This is a genomic window from Coprococcus sp. AM14-16, assembly GCF_003434675.1.
GTDB lineage: Bacteria > Bacillota > Clostridia > Lachnospirales > Lachnospiraceae > Coprococcus > Coprococcus aceti.
Genome location: NZ_QTLL01000003.1, coordinates 62,759 through 83,042, shown reverse-complemented (window position 1 = coordinate 83,042; position 20,284 = coordinate 62,759). Strand labels below are relative to the sequence as shown.

General features: G+C 43.1%; 20 protein-coding genes. 19 read left to right on the top strand and 1 reads right to left on the bottom strand.

What is annotated here, in order from left to right:
* From DW159_RS10640 to DW159_RS10580, 13 genes are all read left to right on the top strand, one after another.
* Window positions 1-801: an energy-coupling factor transporter transmembrane component T family protein gene (locus tag DW159_RS10640; RefSeq protein WP_117550696.1), complete on the top strand. Its 801-nt coding sequence runs from the start codon at window positions 1-3 to the stop codon at window positions 799-801.
* A 186-nt stretch (window positions 802-987) separates the two neighbouring features.
* A complete protein-coding gene (truA, locus tag DW159_RS10635; protein ID WP_117551046.1) occupies window positions 988-1,725 on the top strand; it encodes a tRNA pseudouridine(38-40) synthase TruA in 738 nt (245 codons plus the stop codon).
* Window positions 1,726-2,090: 365 nt separating this feature from the next.
* Window positions 2,091-3,308, top strand: coding sequence for an iron-containing alcohol dehydrogenase (locus DW159_RS10630; protein ID WP_117550694.1), 1,218 nt, complete (start codon window positions 2,091-2,093; stop codon window positions 3,306-3,308).
* Window positions 3,309-3,542: 234 nt separating this feature from the next.
* Complete coding sequence (rplM, locus tag DW159_RS10625; RefSeq protein WP_117550692.1) at window positions 3,543-3,977, top strand: 50S ribosomal protein L13; 435 nt, start codon at window positions 3,543-3,545, stop codon at window positions 3,975-3,977.
* A gap of 18 nt (window positions 3,978-3,995) precedes the next feature.
* Window positions 3,996-4,391 (top strand): 30S ribosomal protein S9, encoded by a 396-nt coding sequence (rpsI, locus tag DW159_RS10620; protein ID WP_004850181.1) that lies wholly within the window; start codon window positions 3,996-3,998, stop codon window positions 4,389-4,391.
* A 103-nt stretch (window positions 4,392-4,494) separates the two neighbouring features.
* Window positions 4,495-5,679: a cation diffusion facilitator family transporter gene (locus DW159_RS10615; RefSeq protein ID WP_117550691.1), complete on the top strand. Its 1,185-nt coding sequence runs from the start codon at window positions 4,495-4,497 to the stop codon at window positions 5,677-5,679.
* Window positions 5,680-5,905: 226 nt separating this feature from the next.
* Entirely contained in the window at window positions 5,906-6,703 is a 798-nt protein-coding gene (locus DW159_RS10610) for a transporter substrate-binding domain-containing protein (RefSeq protein WP_022058703.1), read from the top strand.
* A gap of 51 nt (window positions 6,704-6,754) precedes the next feature.
* Entirely contained in the window at window positions 6,755-7,441 is a 687-nt protein-coding gene (locus DW159_RS10605) for an amino acid ABC transporter permease (RefSeq protein WP_004850185.1), read from the top strand.
* Between the two features lie 93 nt (window positions 7,442-7,534).
* Entirely contained in the window at window positions 7,535-8,314 is a 780-nt protein-coding gene (locus DW159_RS10600; protein WP_004850188.1) for an amino acid ABC transporter ATP-binding protein, read from the top strand.
* Between the two features lie 146 nt (window positions 8,315-8,460).
* Window positions 8,461-9,168: a response regulator transcription factor gene (locus DW159_RS10595; protein ID WP_117550689.1), complete on the top strand. Its 708-nt coding sequence runs from the start codon at window positions 8,461-8,463 to the stop codon at window positions 9,166-9,168.
* Between the two features lie 162 nt (window positions 9,169-9,330).
* Window positions 9,331-10,296 carry an ABC transporter ATP-binding protein gene (locus tag DW159_RS10590; protein ID WP_117550687.1) on the top strand — a complete coding sequence of 322 codons (966 nt, stop codon included), beginning with the start codon at window positions 9,331-9,333 and terminating at the stop codon, window positions 10,294-10,296.
* Between the two features lies 1 nt (window position 10,297).
* Window positions 10,298-11,032, top strand: a complete 735-nt coding sequence (locus DW159_RS10585) for a hypothetical protein (RefSeq protein WP_117550686.1) — start codon at window positions 10,298-10,300, stop codon at window positions 11,030-11,032.
* A gap of 61 nt (window positions 11,033-11,093) precedes the next feature.
* Window positions 11,094-12,017 carry a sensor histidine kinase gene (locus DW159_RS10580; protein ID WP_117550684.1) on the top strand — a complete coding sequence of 308 codons (924 nt, stop codon included), beginning with the start codon at window positions 11,094-11,096 and terminating at the stop codon, window positions 12,015-12,017.
* 176 nt (window positions 12,018-12,193) lie between these two features.
* Here the strand turns inward: DW159_RS10580 and DW159_RS10575 are convergent, their stop codons facing one another.
* Window positions 12,194-12,628: a cupin domain-containing protein gene (locus tag DW159_RS10575; RefSeq protein ID WP_242992684.1), complete on the bottom strand. Its 435-nt coding sequence runs from the start codon at window positions 12,626-12,628 to the stop codon at window positions 12,194-12,196.
* A 293-nt stretch (window positions 12,629-12,921) separates the two neighbouring features.
* Between DW159_RS10575 and DW159_RS10570 the strand changes: the two genes are divergently transcribed.
* From DW159_RS10570 to DW159_RS10545, 6 genes are all read left to right on the top strand, one after another.
* Entirely contained in the window at window positions 12,922-14,259 is a 1,338-nt protein-coding gene (locus DW159_RS10570; RefSeq protein WP_117550682.1) for an ABC transporter substrate-binding protein, read from the top strand.
* A gap of 266 nt (window positions 14,260-14,525) precedes the next feature.
* Entirely contained in the window at window positions 14,526-15,368 is an 843-nt protein-coding gene (locus tag DW159_RS10565; RefSeq protein ID WP_117550680.1) for a carbohydrate ABC transporter permease, read from the top strand.
* Window positions 15,368-16,261 (top strand): carbohydrate ABC transporter permease, encoded by an 894-nt coding sequence (locus DW159_RS10560; protein WP_117550678.1) that lies wholly within the window; start codon window positions 15,368-15,370, stop codon window positions 16,259-16,261. The genes DW159_RS10565 and DW159_RS10560 overlap by 1 nt, the downstream gene beginning before the upstream one ends.
* Before the next feature lie 82 nt (window positions 16,262-16,343).
* Window positions 16,344-17,843, top strand: coding sequence for a 4-alpha-glucanotransferase (gene malQ / locus DW159_RS10555; RefSeq protein WP_117550676.1), 1,500 nt, complete (start codon window positions 16,344-16,346; stop codon window positions 17,841-17,843).
* Window positions 17,844-17,958: 115 nt separating this feature from the next.
* Window positions 17,959-18,966, top strand: coding sequence for a LacI family DNA-binding transcriptional regulator (locus DW159_RS10550; protein ID WP_242992682.1), 1,008 nt, complete (start codon window positions 17,959-17,961; stop codon window positions 18,964-18,966).
* 314 nt (window positions 18,967-19,280) lie between these two features.
* Window positions 19,281-19,949: a hypothetical protein gene (locus tag DW159_RS10545; RefSeq protein WP_117550672.1), complete on the top strand. Its 669-nt coding sequence runs from the start codon at window positions 19,281-19,283 to the stop codon at window positions 19,947-19,949.
* The last annotated feature ends 335 nt before the right edge of the window (window positions 19,950-20,284 follow it).

Below are 20,284 nucleotides of genomic sequence, written 5' to 3'. Positions count from 1 at the left end.
ATGATACGAGATATTACAATAGGACAATATTACAGTGGCAGTTCTGTGATACATAGAATGGATCCGAGAACAAAGCTTGCAATAACATTTCTATATGCCATATCGCTGTTTCTTTGCAAGGACTGGATCATGATACTTGCCGCAACGGCATTCCTCTGTATATATGTGGCGGTGAGCAGGGTGCCGATAACATACATTTGCAGGGGACTGAAGGTCATATGGATGTTTATTCTGTTTACAGCAATATTCAGCGTGTTCAACGGGGACGGACGGGTACTTTGGAGCTGGCACAGACTTCGCATAACAGATAACAGTGTGATGACTACGGTGCTTGTGGTTATACGCCTTGTATACCTCATAATAGGCTCATCTGTCATGACGTACACTACAAGACCGATGAATCTGGCAAATGGACTGGAGAGCAGTCTGGGATTCTTGAAGAAAATAAAGGTTCCGGTGTCTGATATGGCCATGATGCTTATGATTGCATTGCGATTTATCCCGATATTTATGGAGGAGCTGGATAAGATCATGAAGGCACAGCTTTCCAGAGGTGCGGACTTCGAGAGTGGCAATATATTCAAGAGGATAAAGAGTTATGTACCTGTATTTGTACCATTATTTGTATCGGCGATAAGGAGGGCCACAGATCTTGCCCAGGCCATGGATGCCAGATGTTTTGACGGCAGCGAAGGCAGGAGCCGCATGAATCCGTTAAAATACAGTGGAACAGACTATGTAAGTTATGCTATAGTGTTGGTGTATCTGGGATGCATGATAGTATACAGATGCGTGATGTAGGAAATCCTGCAATCTTATTTCGGGATACATGCGCACTTCGGGATCAAAAGTCGTTTGTATATAGATTTGTTTTAAACATTGCAGAGTCAATGACGATCGGGCTTGATTAAGAATTGGAGCGTAATTCAGATACATCGATAATATAGAAAAGGATACGGATGTGTCAGATACATCCCTAGTATGAATATGAAGAGAGTAAAATTGATCGTAGCCTACGATGGAACAAATTATTGTGGATGGCAGGTTCAGATAAATGGAATAACGGTTGAGGAAGTCCTGAATAAGACACTCAGCGAGCTTTGTCATGAGGATATAAAGGTTATAGGGGCCAGCAGAACGGATTCCGGTGTACATGCACTGGGAAATGTGGCGGTGTTCGACACTGAATCAGGAATACCTGGAGAGAAGTTTTCATTTGCGCTTAATCAGCGGCTCCCGGAAGACATAAGGATACAGGAGTCATGCCAGGTGGCTGACGATTTTCATCCGAGATACTGTGACACGATCAAGACATATGAATACAAGATATTAAACAGAAGATTTGATATGCCGACAGAGCGTCTTTACTCGACATTCGTCTATTATCCACTTGATATAGATAAGATGAAGCGGGCTGCGGCAGTGCTGGTTGGGGAGCATGATTTCAAGAGCTTCTGTTCATCAAGGTCTCAGGTGGAGAATACAGTCCGTACAATAACAGATATAACCATAGACAAGGCGGGCGACATGATACATATAAGGATCAGCGGCAATGGTTTCCTGTACAATATGGTCCGCATCATAGTGGGAACTTTGATGAAGATAGGTCTTGGAATCTGGCCAGAGGACTGTATGGAGTCAATACTTGAGGCTAAGGATAGGACGAAAGCTGGTCCGAAAGCCGAGGCCAAGGGGCTTACTCTTGTGGAGATAAAATATCTGTAGACGTAAACGGCTGTAGACGTATAATATTTGTCGGGATAAGATAAAATTGCTAATAATATGTTGGCAGTTTATAAAATAGCGTGGTTATATTTTGTATATAATAACTTGGAAAAGTGGACTTGAAATAATCTAGAAATAAGAATGAAAAGTGGAAAACATCTAGCAAAACAGTGAAAAATAGATTAAAAACATTGTGTGAAATGCACAAAAAATAATGAAAACAAGAGCCAATCATGTTATAATTACATTGAAATGCTGCTACATGACGGATATGTCAGGAATTGTTTCGAAGTGTTCGGAATATTTCAAGGTGTTTCAGTGAAGATAACATGATTTTTTTTATTTTGATTTTAGGAGGGCAAACAATGGCAAGATTTACGTTACCAAGAGATCTGTATCACGGAAAAGGTGCTTTGGAGGCACTCAAGACATTCAAGGGTAAGAGAGCTATGGTCTGTGTCGGAGGCGGATCCATGAAGAGATTTGGATTCCTGGACAGGGCAGTACAGTACCTTGAGGAAGCTGGAATGGAAGTTAAGTTGTTTGAGGGAATTGAGCCAGATCCTTCGGTTGAGACAGTTATGAAGGGTGCAGCAGCCATGCTTGAATTTGAGCCTGACTGGATAGTGGCCATCGGCGGTGGTTCACCTATAGACGCAGCAAAGGCTATGTGGATAAAGTATGAGTATCCTGATGCGACATTTGAGGATATGTGTAAGGTATTTGGAATCCCTGAACTTAGAAAGAAAGCTCATTTCTGCGCTATTTCTTCAACATCAGGAACTGCAACAGAGGTTACCGCATTCTCAATCATCACAGATTACGAGAAGGGAATCAAGTATCCGATAGCTGATTTTGAGATTACACCTGATGTTGCGATCGTAGATCCTGAGCTGGCAGAGACCATGCCTCAGAAGCTGGTTGCTCACACAGGTATGGATGCCATGACACATGCAATCGAGGCTTATGTATCGACAGCAAACTGCGATTTCACAGATCCACTGGCACTTCATGCCATCAAGATGATCCAGAATGATCTGGTTGGATCATATAACGGAGACATGGAGAAGCGTGACGCAATGCACAATGCGCAGTGCCTGGCAGGTATGGCATTTTCAAATGCACTGCTTGGAATCGTACATTCAATGGCACACAAGACCGGAGCAGCATTTGCCGATTACGGTGCACATATCATCCACGGAGCAGCAAATGCGATGTATCTTCCAAAGGTTATCGCTTTCAATGCAAAGGATGAGACAGCAAAGATTCGTTACGGCGAGATAGCAGACTTCATGGGCCTTGGCGGAGAGACCCTCGACGAGAAGATAGCTCTTCTCATCGCATATCTGCGCAAGATGAATGATGAGCTGAACATACCTCACTGTATCAAGAATTATGGATCAGACAGCTATCCATGTGAGCAGGGCTTTGTTCCGGAGGACGTATTCCTTGAGAGACTTCCTGAGATCGCTGCAAATGCGATACTCGATGCATGTACAGGCTCCAACCCAAGACAGCCAAGCCAGGAGGAGATGGAGAAGCTGCTGAAGTGCTGCTACTATGACACAGAGGTGGATTTCTAAATAAAAGATAGTATTTACAGACAGAAGAATGAATGATAATATGGTATCCGGCGGTGCACATGTATCGCCGGATATTTTTGTTGGAAAAAATAGTTGACAACAAAATGTAATTATAATATACTTGCAAAGTATGCGAAGTTTATAAGTGCGTTTCGAACCAATGCCCCGGTAAGGAATGTGCTGAATATACATTAGTAAAGAAGATTATAAAAGAATAATTTAGGAGGTACCACGATGAAGAGCTTTATGGCAAGCCCATCAACAATAGAGAGAAAGTGGTATGTAGTTGACGCTACAGGACATACTTTAGGTCGTCTTGCATCGGAGATCGCAAGCATTTTAAGAGGAAAGAACAAGCCAACATTTACACCACACATTGATACAGGTGATTATGTAATAGTAGTAAACGCTGACAAAATCCAGGTAACTGGTAAGAAGTTAGATCAGAAGGTATACTACAACCACTCAGATTATGTAGGTGGTATGAAAGAGACAACTCTTCGTGAGAAGATGGCTAAGAAGCCAGAGGATGTTATCTACCTTGCAGTTAAGGGAATGCTTCCAAAGGGACCACTTGGCAGAGAGATGATCACAAAGCTTCACGTATACGCTGGTGCAGATCACAAGCATCAGGCACAGAAGCCAGAAGTATTAGAGATTAAGTACTAAGAAGGAGGAGATTAACAGATGGCTAAGACAACAAAGTTCTATGGAACAGGAAGAAGAAAAAGCAGTATCGCCAGAGTTTACATCACTCCAGGTACTGGTAAGATCGTTATAAACAAGAAGGATATGGATGAGTACTTTGGCCTTGATACACTCAAGGTTATCGTAAAGCAGCCACTCGTTGCTACAGGCACAGAGGGCAAGTACGATGTACTCGTTAACGTATGTGGTGGTGGTTTCACAGGTCAGGCTGGAGCTATCAGACATGGTATTTCAAGAGCACTCCTTGAGGTTGATGCTGAGTACAGACCAATCCTTAAGAAGGCTGGATACCTTACAAGAGATCCAAGAATGAAGGAGAGAAAGAAGTACGGTCTCAAGGCCGCTCGTCGTGCTCCACAGTTCTCAAAGAGATAATTATATATCATTTCAGATATATCAAGAACCCGCAGAAGTCCAACGCTTTTGTGGGTTCTTTTTTTCAGAACTTTTGAGATTTAGATTAGGAGGAACAAAAGATATGGTGACATTATTGTCGAAGCTGTGGATCAAATCAGATAATTATAAGGATAGCAAGGTGAGGGAGAAATATGGTGTTCTTTGCGGAGCTGTTGGTATATTTTTGAATGTATTATTGTTCCTGGGAAAATTCTTTGCTGGATTACTTTCGGGGGCTATCTCGATCACGGCGGATGCGTTCAACAATTTATCAGATGCAGGAAGCTCGTTTATATCTATGATAGGTTTTAAGTTATCTGGCAGAAAACCGGACCCGGATCATCCGTTTGGACATGGAAGAATAGAGTATATATCAGGCTTATTTGTAGCAGTCATGATCATATTGATGGCCTACGAGCTTATTAAAGATTCAATCGGAAAGATCCTACATCCGGAACTTCCAAAATTCAGCATTCTAGTTGCCGTTATACTCGTTGTTTCAATTGGAGTAAAGATATATATGTATTTCTACAACAGGAGTATAGGCAGAAAGATAGAGAGTGCGACCATGATAGCGACGGCGAAAGACAGTTTATCTGATACATTTTCCACAATGGTTGTTCTTGCATCTGCACTTGTTGCTCATTTCTGGAAAATACCTGTAGATGGATATTGTGGGTTATTGGTGGGCGTAATGATACTCATAGCTGGCATTACTGCAATGAAGGATACGGTCAGCCCTTTGCTTGGTCAGGCACCGGAACCAGAGCTTGTGGACGAAATCAAGAAGATCGTGAGGTGTGATAAAAGGATCCTTGGTATTCATGATCTTGTGGTCCATGATTATGGACCTGGCAGACTTATGGTCAGTCTGCACGCAGAAGTTCCTTATAAGGAAGACATTCTTGAACTGCATGATCTGATCGATCAGATAGAATTCTCTCTCAGAAAAAAATTAAATTGTGAGCCTGTCATTCACATGGATCCGATAGTAGATGACGATGAGGAGACAAATGCTGCGAAAGCGCGGATCACTGAAATTATAGAATCACTTAATAAGGATAGCAGAAAAAATGAAAATGTTCAGTTTCACGACTTTAGAATGGTAAAGGGTTCAACACATTCCAATCTGATTTTTGATGTGGTTTTGCCACATGGATATCAAATGTCAGAAGAACAGATAATATCCTATATCAAGGAAAAAGTTAGTGAGTACAATAAAAATTACTATTGTGTGATACATATTGACAGAGCGTATGTAAAATAATTCCAGATGGTGAGCATCCTGACCACAGAAGAGTAAGATCTTCTGTGGTTTTTATTATTATTACATAATACATTTACAGGCATTTCCTCAATCTTAGGTTTGACTTTACTATGATAAACTGTTACTATGTTACCGTGTTGTGCCCTAATAGGGCTTATATATCGTGCAGATGCCCGGTGTAGTGTGTTTCATGCATCTGCCAAGTATATTTCAGGAGGAAAAAAGTATGAAAAAGTTATTATCACTGCTCTTAGTGGCAGCAATGGGACTTTCGCTGGTTGGATGTGGCGGATCTGATAACGGATCTAAGAGTGAATCAAAGAGTGATCTGGAGTATGTAAAGGATAAGGGAACTCTCGTTGTCGGCGTTACAGACTTCGCACCGATGGATTACAAGGATGAGTCAGGCAACTGGATCGGATTTGACGCAGATATGGCATCAGCATTTGCTGAGAGCCTTGGCGTAAAGGCAGAGTTCGTAGAGATAGACTGGGACAACAAGATCATGGAGCTTGACGGCAAGACCATCGACTGTGTATGGAATGGTATGACACTTACAGATGAGGTTACAAGCTCAATGGCATGTTCAGATGCATACTGCAACAATGCTCAGGTAGTTATCGTGCCAAAAGATAAGGCAGACAAGTATCAGACTGTTGACAGCATCAAGGAGCTTACATTTGCTGTAGAGGCAGGAAGCGCAGGCGAGGATCAGGCCAAGGCGCTTGGACTCAACTATACAGCAGTAAAGGCACAGGCAGATGCACTCATGGAGGTTGCAGCTGGAACATCGGATGCAGCGATCATTGATTCACTCATGGCAGCAGCTATGGTTGGCGAGGGAACAGGTTATGACAAGCTCACATATACCGTAGGTCTTAACAGTGAGGAGTATGGCGTTGGCTTCAGAAAGGACTCAGATCTTGTAGCTGAGCTCAACAAGTTCTTTGCAGACAGTAAGGCTGACGGTTCAATGGAGAAGTGTGCTGAGACATATAAGGTACAGGCTGCACTTGCAAAGTAATAGATAAGATATAATTAGTATTTTTACCATCACTTAGAGAGAAAAATTATTATGGATTTGTTTTTTGAACAGCTCCCGGTCGTACTTGGAGCTCTTAATACAGGATTTATACAGACATTAAAATTGTTCTTCGTGACATTGCTCGGTGCATTTCCGCTTGGACTTCTTATAGCACTTGGTTCCATGTCAAAGTTTAAACCACTCAGCTATCTTATGAAGTTCATCGTATGGATAGTGAGAGGTACACCACTTATGATACAGCTGCTCATCATATATTATTTCCCGGGACTTGTATTCCACAACCCGGTATGGGGCGGCGGCGAAGGCGGAAGATTTGTTGCGGCATCGGTGTCATTCATAGTGAACTATGCCTGCTATTTCTCAGAGATTTACCGTGGAGGTATCCAGGGGATTCCTGTAGGACAGGAGGAAGCCGGACTCGTGCTCGGCATGACTCCAAAGCAGATATTCTTCAAGGTCAAGCTTTTGCAGATGATAAAGAAGATAGTTCCGGCGATGTCCAACGAGATCATAACTCTGGTCAAGGATACGTCCCTTGCCCGTATCATCGCACTTCAGGAGATAATCTGGGCAGGACAGGCATTCATGAAAGGTTCACAGGGAATCTCGGGTGCAATATGGCCACTCTTCTTCTGCGCATTCTACTATCTGATATGGAATGGCGTACTCACAGTTTTACTTGGCAAATTAGAGAAGAAACTTGATTTTTTTAGATAGGAGGAGCCGCTATGAACGCAGTTCATAGCGGCTCCGACGACCTGCCCCGCTGCGGAGCAGAGGGGCGATACATATTAAATAGGAGGAGCCGCTATGGCTATATTAGAGGTTGAACATATAAAAAAGAAGTTTGGCAAGACAGATGTGCTCAAGGATATAAGCTTTTCTCTGGAGCAGGGAGAGGTCCTTTCTATCATAGGATCATCAGGAAGTGGAAAGACAACACTTCTTCGCTGTTTGAACTTTCTGGAGATGCCGGACAATGGAGTTATCCGTGTAAATGATGAGATCCTGCTTGACACTGACAAGCCGGAGACACTCAAGGAGTCGGAGGTGCGCAAGAAGAGACTGCATTTTGGACTTGTGTTCCAGTCATTTAATCTCTTTCCACAGTACACTGCGCTTCAGAACGTAATGCTTGCAAGAGAGCTTCTTGCAAAGGAGAGACCGGATTTCAAAGTAAATAAGAAGAATATACTCGACGAGATAAGAGTCCAGGCAGAGGAACTTCTACGCCAGATGGGACTTGAGGACAGAATGAACAACTATCCTCACCAGCTTTCAGGCGGACAGTGCCAGCGAGTTGCCATAGCAAGGGCGCTTGCGTTGCAGCCGGACATCCTGTGTTTCGATGAACCTACATCGGCTCTTGATCCGGAGCTCACAGGAGAGGTACTTAAGGTTCTCAGAAACCTTGCAGACAAAAAGACAACCATGATAATTGTTACCCATGAGATGGCATTTGCAAAGGATGTTGCAAGCCAGGTCATATTCATGGATGATGGATATATACTTGAGCAGGGAAGACCTGATCAGGTATTTGACAATCCGAAGATGGAGAGGACAAAACAGTTCCTTTCATCATATTCATAAAAGATGTATATGATCCCGGAGTATCGACAGGAGTCGATATTTCGGGATTTTTTTATGGAGTTGATGACATGGGGAAAAGTATAAAGTATAGTAGTAGATAAGTCAGTTCTGATGGACTGATGTTCAATAGACAGGAGGAGATGCTTATGAGCAAGATACTCGTCATAGAGGACGATAAAGAGATAAACCGGCTTATCTGCGAATATTTGACAGAAAGTGGCTATGAGCTGATATCAGCCACAAATGGCATAGCTGGGCTGTCTATTCTCGAAAGCACGCCGGACATCGATCTCTGTCTGCTGGATCTCATGCTGCCGATGAAGAGCGGCGACAGGATTATGCAGAGCCTCAGAGAATTTTCAGATGTTCCGGTCATTGTGCTTTCAGCGAAGGATACGGTCCAGACGAAGATAGATCTGTTCAGGCTTGGCGTTGATGACTATATCACAAAGCCGTTTGATCTGGATGAGCTGCTTGTCAGGGTGGAGGCGGTGTTAAACCGCTGTATATACAGAGAATCATCCGGACATTCATGCGGCATCAAAGGGATAGTTGGATATTCATATACTTACAAGCACCTCATCATGGACGACGAGGCAAAGAATGTCACGGTAAATGGCAATAAGCTGGACATCACTGCAAAGGAGTATGGGATATTGAGGCTGTTGCTGACAAATCCTAACAAGCTCTTTTCAAAGGCAAATCTGTTCGAGAGTGTGTGGAATGAGACATATTATCCGGAGGACAATGTCCTCAAAGTTCACATGAGCAATCTCAGAAATAAGATAAAAAAGTATGACGACCAGGAGTACATAGAGACCGTCTGGGGCATGGGATACAAGCTTGCGGAGTGATTCTTAACCTTTTCTTTACATTTGAATTTACCATTTCTTTATGCATAGAAGGTAATATATAAAATGTGAAGAGACAGCGTAGGTGATCGCGGGATCAAAAGAGCTGGATATGATTTTACATGCGCGATCATCAGATGTGTAAATCGGGGAAGGGAGCAGCATATGGCGAGCGTGATAAGCCTTAAGGGGATGACTAAAGTGTATGGCGATAAGCGTGTTGTGGACAACTTTTCGCTGGACGTTGAAAAGGGACACATATATGGTCTGATAGGACCAAATGGAGCGGGCAAGACCACCATAATGAAGATGATAGCGGGACTTACAGATCCTGCTGAGGGAGAGATAGAGCTGTTTGGCTCAGGCAAGGATCTGGATGCGAACAGGGAGAGAACGAGCTTTATGATCGAGGCACCGTATCTGGATAAGAGCTTTACCGCCAGGGAGAATATGGAGTACATAAGCCGGCTCAGGGGAGTGGCGGATTCATCAAAGATAGATGAGATACTTGAACTTGTGGGGCTGGCAAATACCGGGAAGAAGCGGGTGAAACATTTTTCACTTGGAATGAAGCAGAGACTTGGAATAGGCATGGCACTGCTGCCTGATCCGGAGGTCATGATACTCGATGAGCCTGTGAACGGACTTGACCCGGAGGGAATCGTGGAGGTCAGGAATCTTCTTAAGAGGCTGAAGGATGAGAGGGAGATAACGATACTTATCTCCAGCCATTTGCTTGCCGAACTTTCGGAGCTCTGTACGGATTTTGCCATAATCGACAGGGGTGTGCTGGTGGAATGCATTTCCAAGGAAGAACTGGATGAGAACTGCAGGAGCTACATAGAAGTGGCGACGGATGACATGGAAAGACTTGTGACAGTCATCGAGCAGGATCTCGGAATATCAGGTTACAAAGTGATGGAAAACGGAGACATCCGTATCTATGATATGCTGTCAGAACTTAAGACCGTGTCAAGAGCGATAACGGCATCAGGACTTACTATACTCAAGTTCCATGTACAGGGGGAGAATCTGGAGGAGTATTTCCTGTCCAGGGTATCATCATCCGGTGATGATAGTAATGCTCCGAAGAGCTTTGTTGGCAAGATGCTCAGAAAGGCAGGTAGATAGTATGAACAGACTTATGAGAGCGGAGTGGTACCGCGTGAGGAAAACCTATCATCTGTCAGTGTGGGCGGTTGCGCTGTGTGTATTTATGATTTATCTGGGGTACATGGATGTCGGTTTTGACAGTGCAAGCTCAGGAGTAGAGGCATTTGGAATGTTTCTTGAGAAGGACCTTCTGCTTATGACATATCTTCCGCTGATCATCGCGGGAATGTACGTGACATCATATGAGAACAAGGTGCTCTGTTACGAGGTAATGGCGGGCAACAGAACGTCAAGGCTGCTGCTTTCTAAGCTGTTTACAGTTGTGCCGCTCATGTCGATAATCAGTATAGCGTTGATGATCTCTCCTATACTGTATTTCGGAGCGAAGAACGGTTATGGAGATACGAAGTATCTTGCGCTCAGGATATTGATCGTTGCTGTGATATGTATCAGAGTGCTCAGCTGTTCAGTGCTCATCATGACAACTTTCAAATCAGCTGTAGGAATGTTTGTGGTGTTCCTCAGATTCCTGATACTAGAGGCATTTGGCGGCCTGATGATAGACACGGTAACTGAGGGCGGCGGCAGCGTCTCAAATGTAACTTACTGTCTTGTGGGAGGTGGTCTGACCTGTTCAGGTCTCCAGGATATAGCATCTCAGGACGTGATAATCTGTGTGGTGGCAGGAGTTGTTGAAATACTAATCTGGTATGTGTTATCCTACAATAGCTATGAAAAAAAGTGGTTCAACTAATGACATACAGCATATGACTATGGGAATGTGCGGGTGTCTGACAGATAAGGGCAGATAGGGTATGGATATCTATTATAAGATTGAGATCGGACTGTTGCTTATTATAGTGGCAGTCCTTTTTATACGGGTGATGCAGTACAAGAGGCAGATGCGGATATTTGCGGATAAGCTTAAGGCGCGCCTTGACGGCGGTGTGGATCAGGATATACATGTGGAGTATTTCGACAGGGATATCCTGAGGCTTGCAAATGCGTTAAATGACTATTCGGATCAGATAAAAGAGAAAAATCTGGCGGTGGAGAAGGACAGGGCAAGGCTGAAAAATGTCATAGCCGGTATATCCCACGACTTCAGAACACCGCTCACGGCGGCAAAGGGGTATATGCAGCTTATGAAAAAGGGCGGACATGTCACAGGTAAAGATCAGGAATATCTGGATATTGCCCTTACAAAGACTGATTATCTCCGGGTGCTTTCAGATGCATTTTTTGAGGTGTCGTCAGCCGAGGCGAAGGATGACGAGATAGAGACTGCAGATGTGGATGTGGCGGCACTTCTGACATCCCAGGCATTTGAGCAGTATGACTGGGTGAAGGAGTCTGGGGTAAATGTCACATTTGACATACCGGAGCAGTCGGTCACTGTGCGGAGCAATGAGACCATGCTCAGCCGGATATTTGCCAACTTCTTCTCGAATGCGCGGAAGTATGCCAAGAGCCGGATATCTGTGAGGCTGGTATGTGAGGACGGCCGGGTGGAAGTCATATTTGAAAATGACATAGATTTGGACGATGAGATAGATGTGGATACGATATTCGATGCGTTCTGCCGTGGAAAGTCCAGACAGAAGGAGGGCGCAGGGCTGGGACTTTACATAGTAAGGTGCCTTGCGGACAAGCTGGGACATGAGGTGAGCGCGGAGGTTCAGGATGGGGGATTTGCGATAAATATTTCTATGGTGGCTGAACAGAATTATAAAGAATAATTTGGTAATAAGTGTGAATTTAATACAGAAATAGCAAAGACACTAAATGTCACTTGCCCAATGTCAGACGGGCAGGCAGCATTTGGTGTCTTTTTTGGTGGCGGACAGAAGAATGCTTAAAACAATGGGACAATTAATCCGGTAATGCGTTCTACTTCATGTCACATGAAAACATATCAGCAATCCATTCCCATAGCCGTGGCTTTGGTGGCCTGTGTCTCTCCCCTGGGATGATGTGGTGGGGCATAGATGGATGAGAGCTTCAGTGGATTATTGCCGATGTTGATGATGTTGTGCCATGTGCCGGCTGGTATGCATACGCATTCTCCTGCACAAAGATTCTGACGGAAGCAAAGCTCGTTCGGGCAGCAGCCCATCCTGACTGAACACTGTCCCTGTTCGACCCTGATGATCTGATCGGTATTATCATGGATCTCTAAACCTACATCTGAGCAGGCAGGTATACACATGACGGTCATCTGCATGAAACAGCCGGTCCACACGGTCTCACGGTAATTGTGGTTCTGTAACGCTTTCTCCCGGAGATCTATAGTGCAGATGTTGTCACGGCAGTCAGGTCTGCCCGGAGAACAGTTATTGTAGCATTTCATAGGATAGTCCTTTCAAATTTAATAGTTGTTCTATTTATAGTATTCAGAAAGGATAGAATATGACAAAAATTATACATTTTTATGTAACCTGAATGGCAAGCTATGTAAAAAACACAAAAAGTGATAAAAAAATTAAAATTAGTATTGACATTTTGCACATAAACAACTAATATAAGATATATCAAATGGAAACGGTTCCAAAAACGTTTCCGCTAAACCTAAGTAACCATTAAGCAGCTCGTATAAGAGATGACTGAAGGAAAAATTTTTATTATTTTATGGGAGGAACCAATATGAACAAGAAAGGTATTGCGGCACTTGGACTGTCACTTATGATGGCAGGAACCATGTTGACAGGATGTGGCTCAGGAGACTCAGCAGACACAGGAAAGAAGACAGAAGCAAAGGGCTCTGTATATTATTTGAACTTCAAGCCAGAGCAGGATACACAGTGGCAGGAGCTTGCTAAGGTGTACACAGAGAAGACAGGCGTTGATGTTACGGTAGTTACAGCAGCTTCTGGTCAGTACGAGACTACTCTTAAGAGTGAGATGGGCAAGTCAGAAGCACCTACCCTGTTCCAGGTAAATGGACCGGTTGGTCTTGCTTCTTGGAAGGACTATTGTTATGATCTTGGATCATCACAGGTGTATAAAGAACTCACATCTGAGGACTTTGCACTTAAGGATGGCGATAAGGTTGCAGGAATCGGATATGTTATAGAGTCATACGGAATCATTTACAACAAAGAGCTTTTAAGCAAAGCTGGATACACAGAGGATGATATCAATTCATTTGCAGACCTCAAGAAGGTGGCAGAGGATATAACAGCTAACTCAGACAAATTAGGATTCTCAGCATTCACATCAGCTGGAATGGACGGATCATCAGACTGGAGATTCAAGACACATCTTGCAAATCTTCCAATCTACTATGAGTACAAGGCTGATGGAATCGATACTACAGATGCGATCAAGGGTACATATCTTGATAATTACAAAAATGTATGGGATCTGTACATCAACAACTCAACAACCGATCCAAAGCAGCTCAGCACAAAGACTGGTGATGATGCGGTTGCAGAGTTTGTTTCAGGACAGGCAGTATTTTATCAGAATGGTACATGGGCATACTCAGATGTATCATCAATTGGCGATGACAACCTCGGAATGCTCCCTATCTATATCGGAGTAGATGGTGAGGAGAATCAGGGACTCTGTACAGGAAGTGAGAATTACTGGTGTGTAAATGCTAAGGCTTCAGAGGAAGACATCCAGGCAACTCTTGACTTCATGGAGTGGTGTGCTACAGATGACACCGCACTTAAGGCAATCTGTGGTTCAGAGGGTGCTATGCCATCAGGAGCTGATGGAATGGGATTTGTAACACCATTCAAGAAGAACATTGAGTCAACAAACCTTCTTGTAAACATCGCAAATCAGTATGTAGCAGAGGGCAAGACACCTGTAAGCTGGAACTTCACAACAATGCCATCAGAGCAGTGGAAGAACGACCTCGGATCAGCACTTACAACATATGCGGCAGATCAGACAGATGCCAACTGGGATCTTGTAAAGAGCGCATTTGTAGATGGATGGGCTAAAGAGGCAGCTGCAGCAAAGTCAAAATAAAACATATCAACAAATAAACAATAGTACACAACCCTAAAATAAAAAAACATCACAAAATAAAACCAACTTAAAATATGAATAAAGTCCTGTAAGCTGCAGGACACCAGAAAGACTAACAGCTTTGCAAAGGCAGCTCATACCCAGAGGTGCCAGACTAGAGATGGATATGTATTCATATGCAAATATGTCTACATATCCATTTTTAGACTCAGAAGATATTGGAAAGAAAATTGATATGCAACAGAGTGGAGGTTATCAAAAAAATTATGGAGAAAACGATAAAAAGATATTGGCCGGTGTTTCTGATACCGACAATGGCTGCGTTTCTAATAGGATTTATCGTGCCATTTGCCGAGGGAATATATCTGTCCTTCTGTAAGTTCACGACCATAAGGGACGCTGAATTTGTAGGATTTCAGAATTATATAGACGCATTCAAGGACTCAACATTCCCGGATGCATTTAAGTTTACAACATTATTTGCGATTGTCACACTTGTGCTTATAAATGTTCTTGCATTTCTTGTGGCACTGGCACTTACACAGAAGATCAAAGGAACTAATATATTCAGAACGGTATTCTTTATGCCGAATCTTATAGGTGGTATCGTACTTGGATATGTATGGCAGCTTATATTCGATGCCATATTCTCAAAGTTTGATACAGCCCTGAAGCTCAATGAAGTCCTCGGTTTCTGGGGATTGGTTATACTGGTGTGCTGGCAGCAGATAGGATATATGATGATCGTTTATATTGCAGGACTTCAGGCAATTCCTGAAGACATTCAGGAAGCAGCCATGATTGATGGTGCAAATAGAATACAGAGACTTTTCAGGGTTACGATCCCGAACATGATGCCATCCATAACTATATGTACATTCCTCACAATAACCAACTCATTCAAACTGTTTGACCAGAACCTGGCACTCACAGGAGGCGAGCCACTCCATAAGACAGAGATGCTAGCGCTCAATATATATGAGACATTTTATGGAAGAGTAGGATATGAGGGAGTAGGTCAGGCTAAGGCAGTCGTATTCTTCATACTGGTAGTAGCGATAGGACTCATACAGCTTAAGATTACAAGATCAAAGGAGGTGCAGCAGTAATGGCGAAGATACAGAAAACAGCAAATACAGCGGATAAAAAGCCTGTATACAGAGTGAAAGAAAAACCAACGTTGACGGGAATTCTGGCTACCTTATTCTTTACCATTATTTCCATAATATTTGTTTCACCGATAATAATTGTAATTATAAACTCTTTGAAAGCCAAGACGTTTATCAGTCTGGAGACATTTGAACTGCCAAATGAGCACAGCTACATAGGCTTGGACAATTATAAAACGGCTATAACACAGTATGATTTCATTAAGGCAGTGGGCTGGACAGTTGTGATAACGGTTCTCTCAGTAGTGGCAATTTTGCTGTTCTGCTCTATGACAGCCTGGTATATAACCAGAGTCAAGAATATAGCGACAAAGATCATATATCTGCTCTGCGTGTTCTCTATGGTAATACCTTTCCAGATGGTTATGTTTACTCTGGCTGGAACTGCGGATGCACTTCACCTTAATACTCCATGGGGAATCGTGATCGTGTATCTTGGATTTGGAACAGGTCTTGCAGTATTCATGTTCTGCGGATTTATCAAGTCCATTCCTTTGGAGGTCGAGGAGGCTGCGATGATAGATGGATGTACGCCGCTCAAGACATTTTTCAGGGTTGTTATCCCTATCATGAAACCTACTTACATATCTGTAGGAATACTTGAGGCTATGTGGATATGGAATGATTTCCTTCTGCCATATCTGGTACTTGACATCAAGAAATACAAGACGATATCTATAGTTGTCCAGTATATGAAGGGCAGCTACGGAAGAGTAGATATGGGAGCGATCATGGCGTGCCTTGTTATGGCTATCATTCCGGTTGTTGTATTCTACCTCTGTGCACAGAAGTACATCATCAAGGGTGTTGCAGCTGGTGCTGTAAAGGGATAGTAATATAATATTATTAAATGTAAAAAACAGGCGGTTGTGAGATTCGCAGCCGCCTGAAATTGGTTAAAAGGAGAGATTTCAGATGGAAAGATCAGCAGGAATACTGCTTGCTATATCAAGCCTCCCGTCAAAGTATGGAATTGGCAGCTTCTCAAAAGAGGCATATCGTTTCATTGACTGGCTTAGGTCTGCACACCAGAGTTACTGGCAGATACTTCCCATGGGGCCCACCGGGTATGGGGATTCGCCGTATCAGTCATTTTCGACATTTGCTGGAAATCCATATTTTATAGATCTTGATACACTTGTGGATCAGGGACTGCTCACAGACCGCGAGTGCAGAGAGATAGACTGGGGCGACGATGGCAGATATGTGGATTATAGGACAATATATGAAGGAAGATATCCAATCCTGAGAAAATCATATGAGAGATGGAAAATGACTGACAGCATGGAGTTTTCCATGTTCATGGATGAGAACAAAGAGTGGATATATGATTATTCACTATTTATGGCTGTAAAGGATTCGCTTGGTGGAATTTCGTGGACAGAGTGGCCGCAGGATATAAGAAACAGGCAGCCTGATGCGGTGCAGCAGATGCAGATTAAGCTTGCGGATGAGATACATTTTCAGCAGTACATGCAGTATTTGTTTTATACTCAGTGGAATGCGCTAAAGAGCTATGCCAACAAGAACCATATAAGGATCATAGGAGATATCCCAATCTATGTAGCTATGGACAGCGCAGATGTATGGGCACACCCGGAGCTTTTCAGGCTTGATGAGGACAGGCGACCATACGAGGTTGCCGGATGTCCGCCTGATGGGTTTTCGGAGACCGGACAGCTGTGGGGAAACCCAATATATGACTGGGAGCTGAACAGGCAGACCGGTTACAGCTGGTGGATAGCCAGAATGAGACATAGCTATAAGCTTTATGATGTAGTCCGGATTGATCATTTCAGAGGCTTTGATGAATATTATGCCATTCCATATGGTGAGGAAACAGCTGTGAATGGCAAGTGGAAAAAGGGCCCTGGGATGGATCTGTTCAGGAATATAGAAAAAGCTCTGGGTAAGAGAGATGTCATTGCCGAGGATCTTGGTTTTGTGACTGATTCGGTCAGAAAGCTTGTGCATGATTCCGGATTTCCGGGAATGAAGGTTGTGGAGTTTGCCTTTGATGTGAGAGATACTGGGGCGGCATCTGATTATCTTCCACATAATTACATACGAAATTGTGTTGTATATACGGGAACCCATGACAATGAGACCCTTATTGGCTGGTGGAGCAGTATAGATCAGAGCGCCAGAGATATGGCGCGTGGTTATATGGCAGCTCATTATACACCGGATCGTCTGATCAATGTCCCATTTATCACGCTTGCTATGAGAAGTATTGCAGATCTCTGTATTATACCGATGCAGGATTATCTGGGACTGGATAATAAATCGAGAATGAATAAGCCATCCACAGTTGGTGATAACTGGAGGTGGCGAACTATATCTGATGATACGGATGATGATCTTGCAGAGGAAATAGGCAGCCTTACACTGATGACCGGGAGAAGCAAGATGTGAAAAAGTACTCTCTAAAAATATTTACCGGGAAATGATAAGTAGAGTATTTTCTTGACCTCCACATAGCAAGATAATATAATTATTGGGAATAAAAGAGAAAAGTGGGATACAGCTTATGACAATAAAGGATATTGCGCGTATATCAGGTTATGGTATCGGAACCGTGTCCAGGGTGATCAACAATCAGACCGGAGTCAGTGACGCAGCCAGAGAGAAGATACTTAGAGTTATAGAGGAAAGTGGGTTTGAACCAAATGTCAATGCCAAGCACCTCAAAATGGCAGCGAAATCGGCGGTTGTAGTCATTATAAAAGGAAACCAGAACATGCTGTTTGCAGATATAGTAGAGCGCATACAGAGTCAGCTTGCGGGATATGATGAAGATGTCATAGTGGAATATATAGATGAGGATGGTGATGAGATAGAGTATGCCATCAAACTAATTCGGAGCGTGAATCCAAAGGGGATCATGTTTTTGGGTGCCAATCTTGCACTTTTTGATGAACGTGTGGAGGAGATGAAGATACCTGGAGTCATAATTACAACCAGCGGAGATATTCTTGCAAATGACAACATATCCTCCATAACGATAGATGACACGGCAGCGACATACGATATGACAAGGTATCTTCTTGAAAAAGGCCACAGGCGCATCGGAGTCATAGGAGGGCAAGTGTCCGAGAAACAGATAAGTTTCAATAGATATGAAGGCTGCAAGAGGGCTATAGATGAGTGGCAGCATGATGACCGGGCGGAGTTTACATATATTCCGTGCAGGTATTCTATGAAGGCAGGTTATGAGGCCACGAAGCGTCTCTTGGAGGAACAGCCGGAGGTTACAGCAATCATGGCTCTCAGTGATACGATAGCGATCGGCGTCATGAGAGCGGCTGCTGATCTGGGCAAACATATTCCGGAGGAGCTGTCAGTTACTGGATTTGATGGAATAGAGCTGGCAGGATACTGTGTACCAAGACTTACAACAATAAAACAGAATACAGAGATCATGGCATCGAGAAGTGTTGACATCATGCTCAAGCATATAAATTATGCAGCAGCTGGTGAACATGAGATAGTGCCATATTCCCTGATAGAGGGTGAAAGCGTTAAGAGCATCGGCTAGGATTCAGGGAGAATCTTTTTTATTAAGTTTGAATTCGCCTTATACTGATATATAATATACCAGTATAAGGCGAATTTTTTAATGAGATAAAAGTTTAGTAAGGCTCTGAGATTCGTATAGAGTATTTATCACAGTTTGGAGATGAGAAGATGGATCAGAATATAGAATCGGAAATTTAGGGATTAACATTCAGGTATTCTGAAAGTTATCGATGCCTTTGGGATGAATACAGATCTTTTTCATTAGCTGGTTAAATGATAGAATAATTGCAGTGTGAACTTGTAAAAGATGTTGGAAATAAACGGGGAAAATCTATGGATTACATAATAGACAATGTAGAATTTATAACGGAGCTTGTGAAGTCTGGCTTTATCGGTATAGTGGGAATATTCTTTATCGGACTTGCAATATGGATAAAGATGAAGGAGGACCGTTGGAATTTTAAGAATATCGGAATAGGACTTCTGGCTGGTGGCATGGCACTTTTGCTAATCAGTGTATCTATGGTGGTAGATAGTCTGCAGGATGGAGGGGTAATAGCTATAGATAGGAATAATCCTGTATGGGTTATCCTGGATGTGATCAAGGTGCTGGCGTGTGTACTGATATTTGTGATAGCTGGGTATATTATGCGGTCAAAACGCATAAAAGAGAATGATATGTATGACATGGAGATAACCGGAAAGATCATAGGATACGATACCCTGACCGGCAGGACAAAATTGCCGGGATATGCACAACCCACAGTGGAATACATCGATCCATACAGCGGTGAGCCGGATTCTTATATGGTAAATCAGGAGATAAACAGAAAGAAACATCCTATCGGTAGCGAGTATAAACTTTTATACTCTAGGGAAAAGAGAACGGCCTATGAGAAGAAGTCAAACAAGGTGTACAGGGAGATGGAGGTTTGCTTTTTCGGACTGGCGGGGCTGATTTTTGTCGCGGGGGTAGTGAAATTGATAATGAATGTGTTATAAAATTTATGTTAATATGGATGTTGTAACCAGAATTTATATATGTTATAATATCGGCAGATATAAAAGGTAATAAGAGTATATCATTGTGCTTTACACAATACAGGCGCAAGCGAAAACCCCAGAGGTGGCACCCTCTGGGGTTTTCTCCGTCTATCGTGTAGGACGACGTATTTCCTAGGCTGGTTGCCGATTACTTATCTTTGTCCAGCCATTTGCAAATATAGTAGGCAACAATACTTGCTATGACAGAGATAATAAAGGTAATAAGAAGTGTTATCATATGTACTTACCCCCTTTCTGAGCCAGTATAGGGGCGACAACAGAAATAGTATATC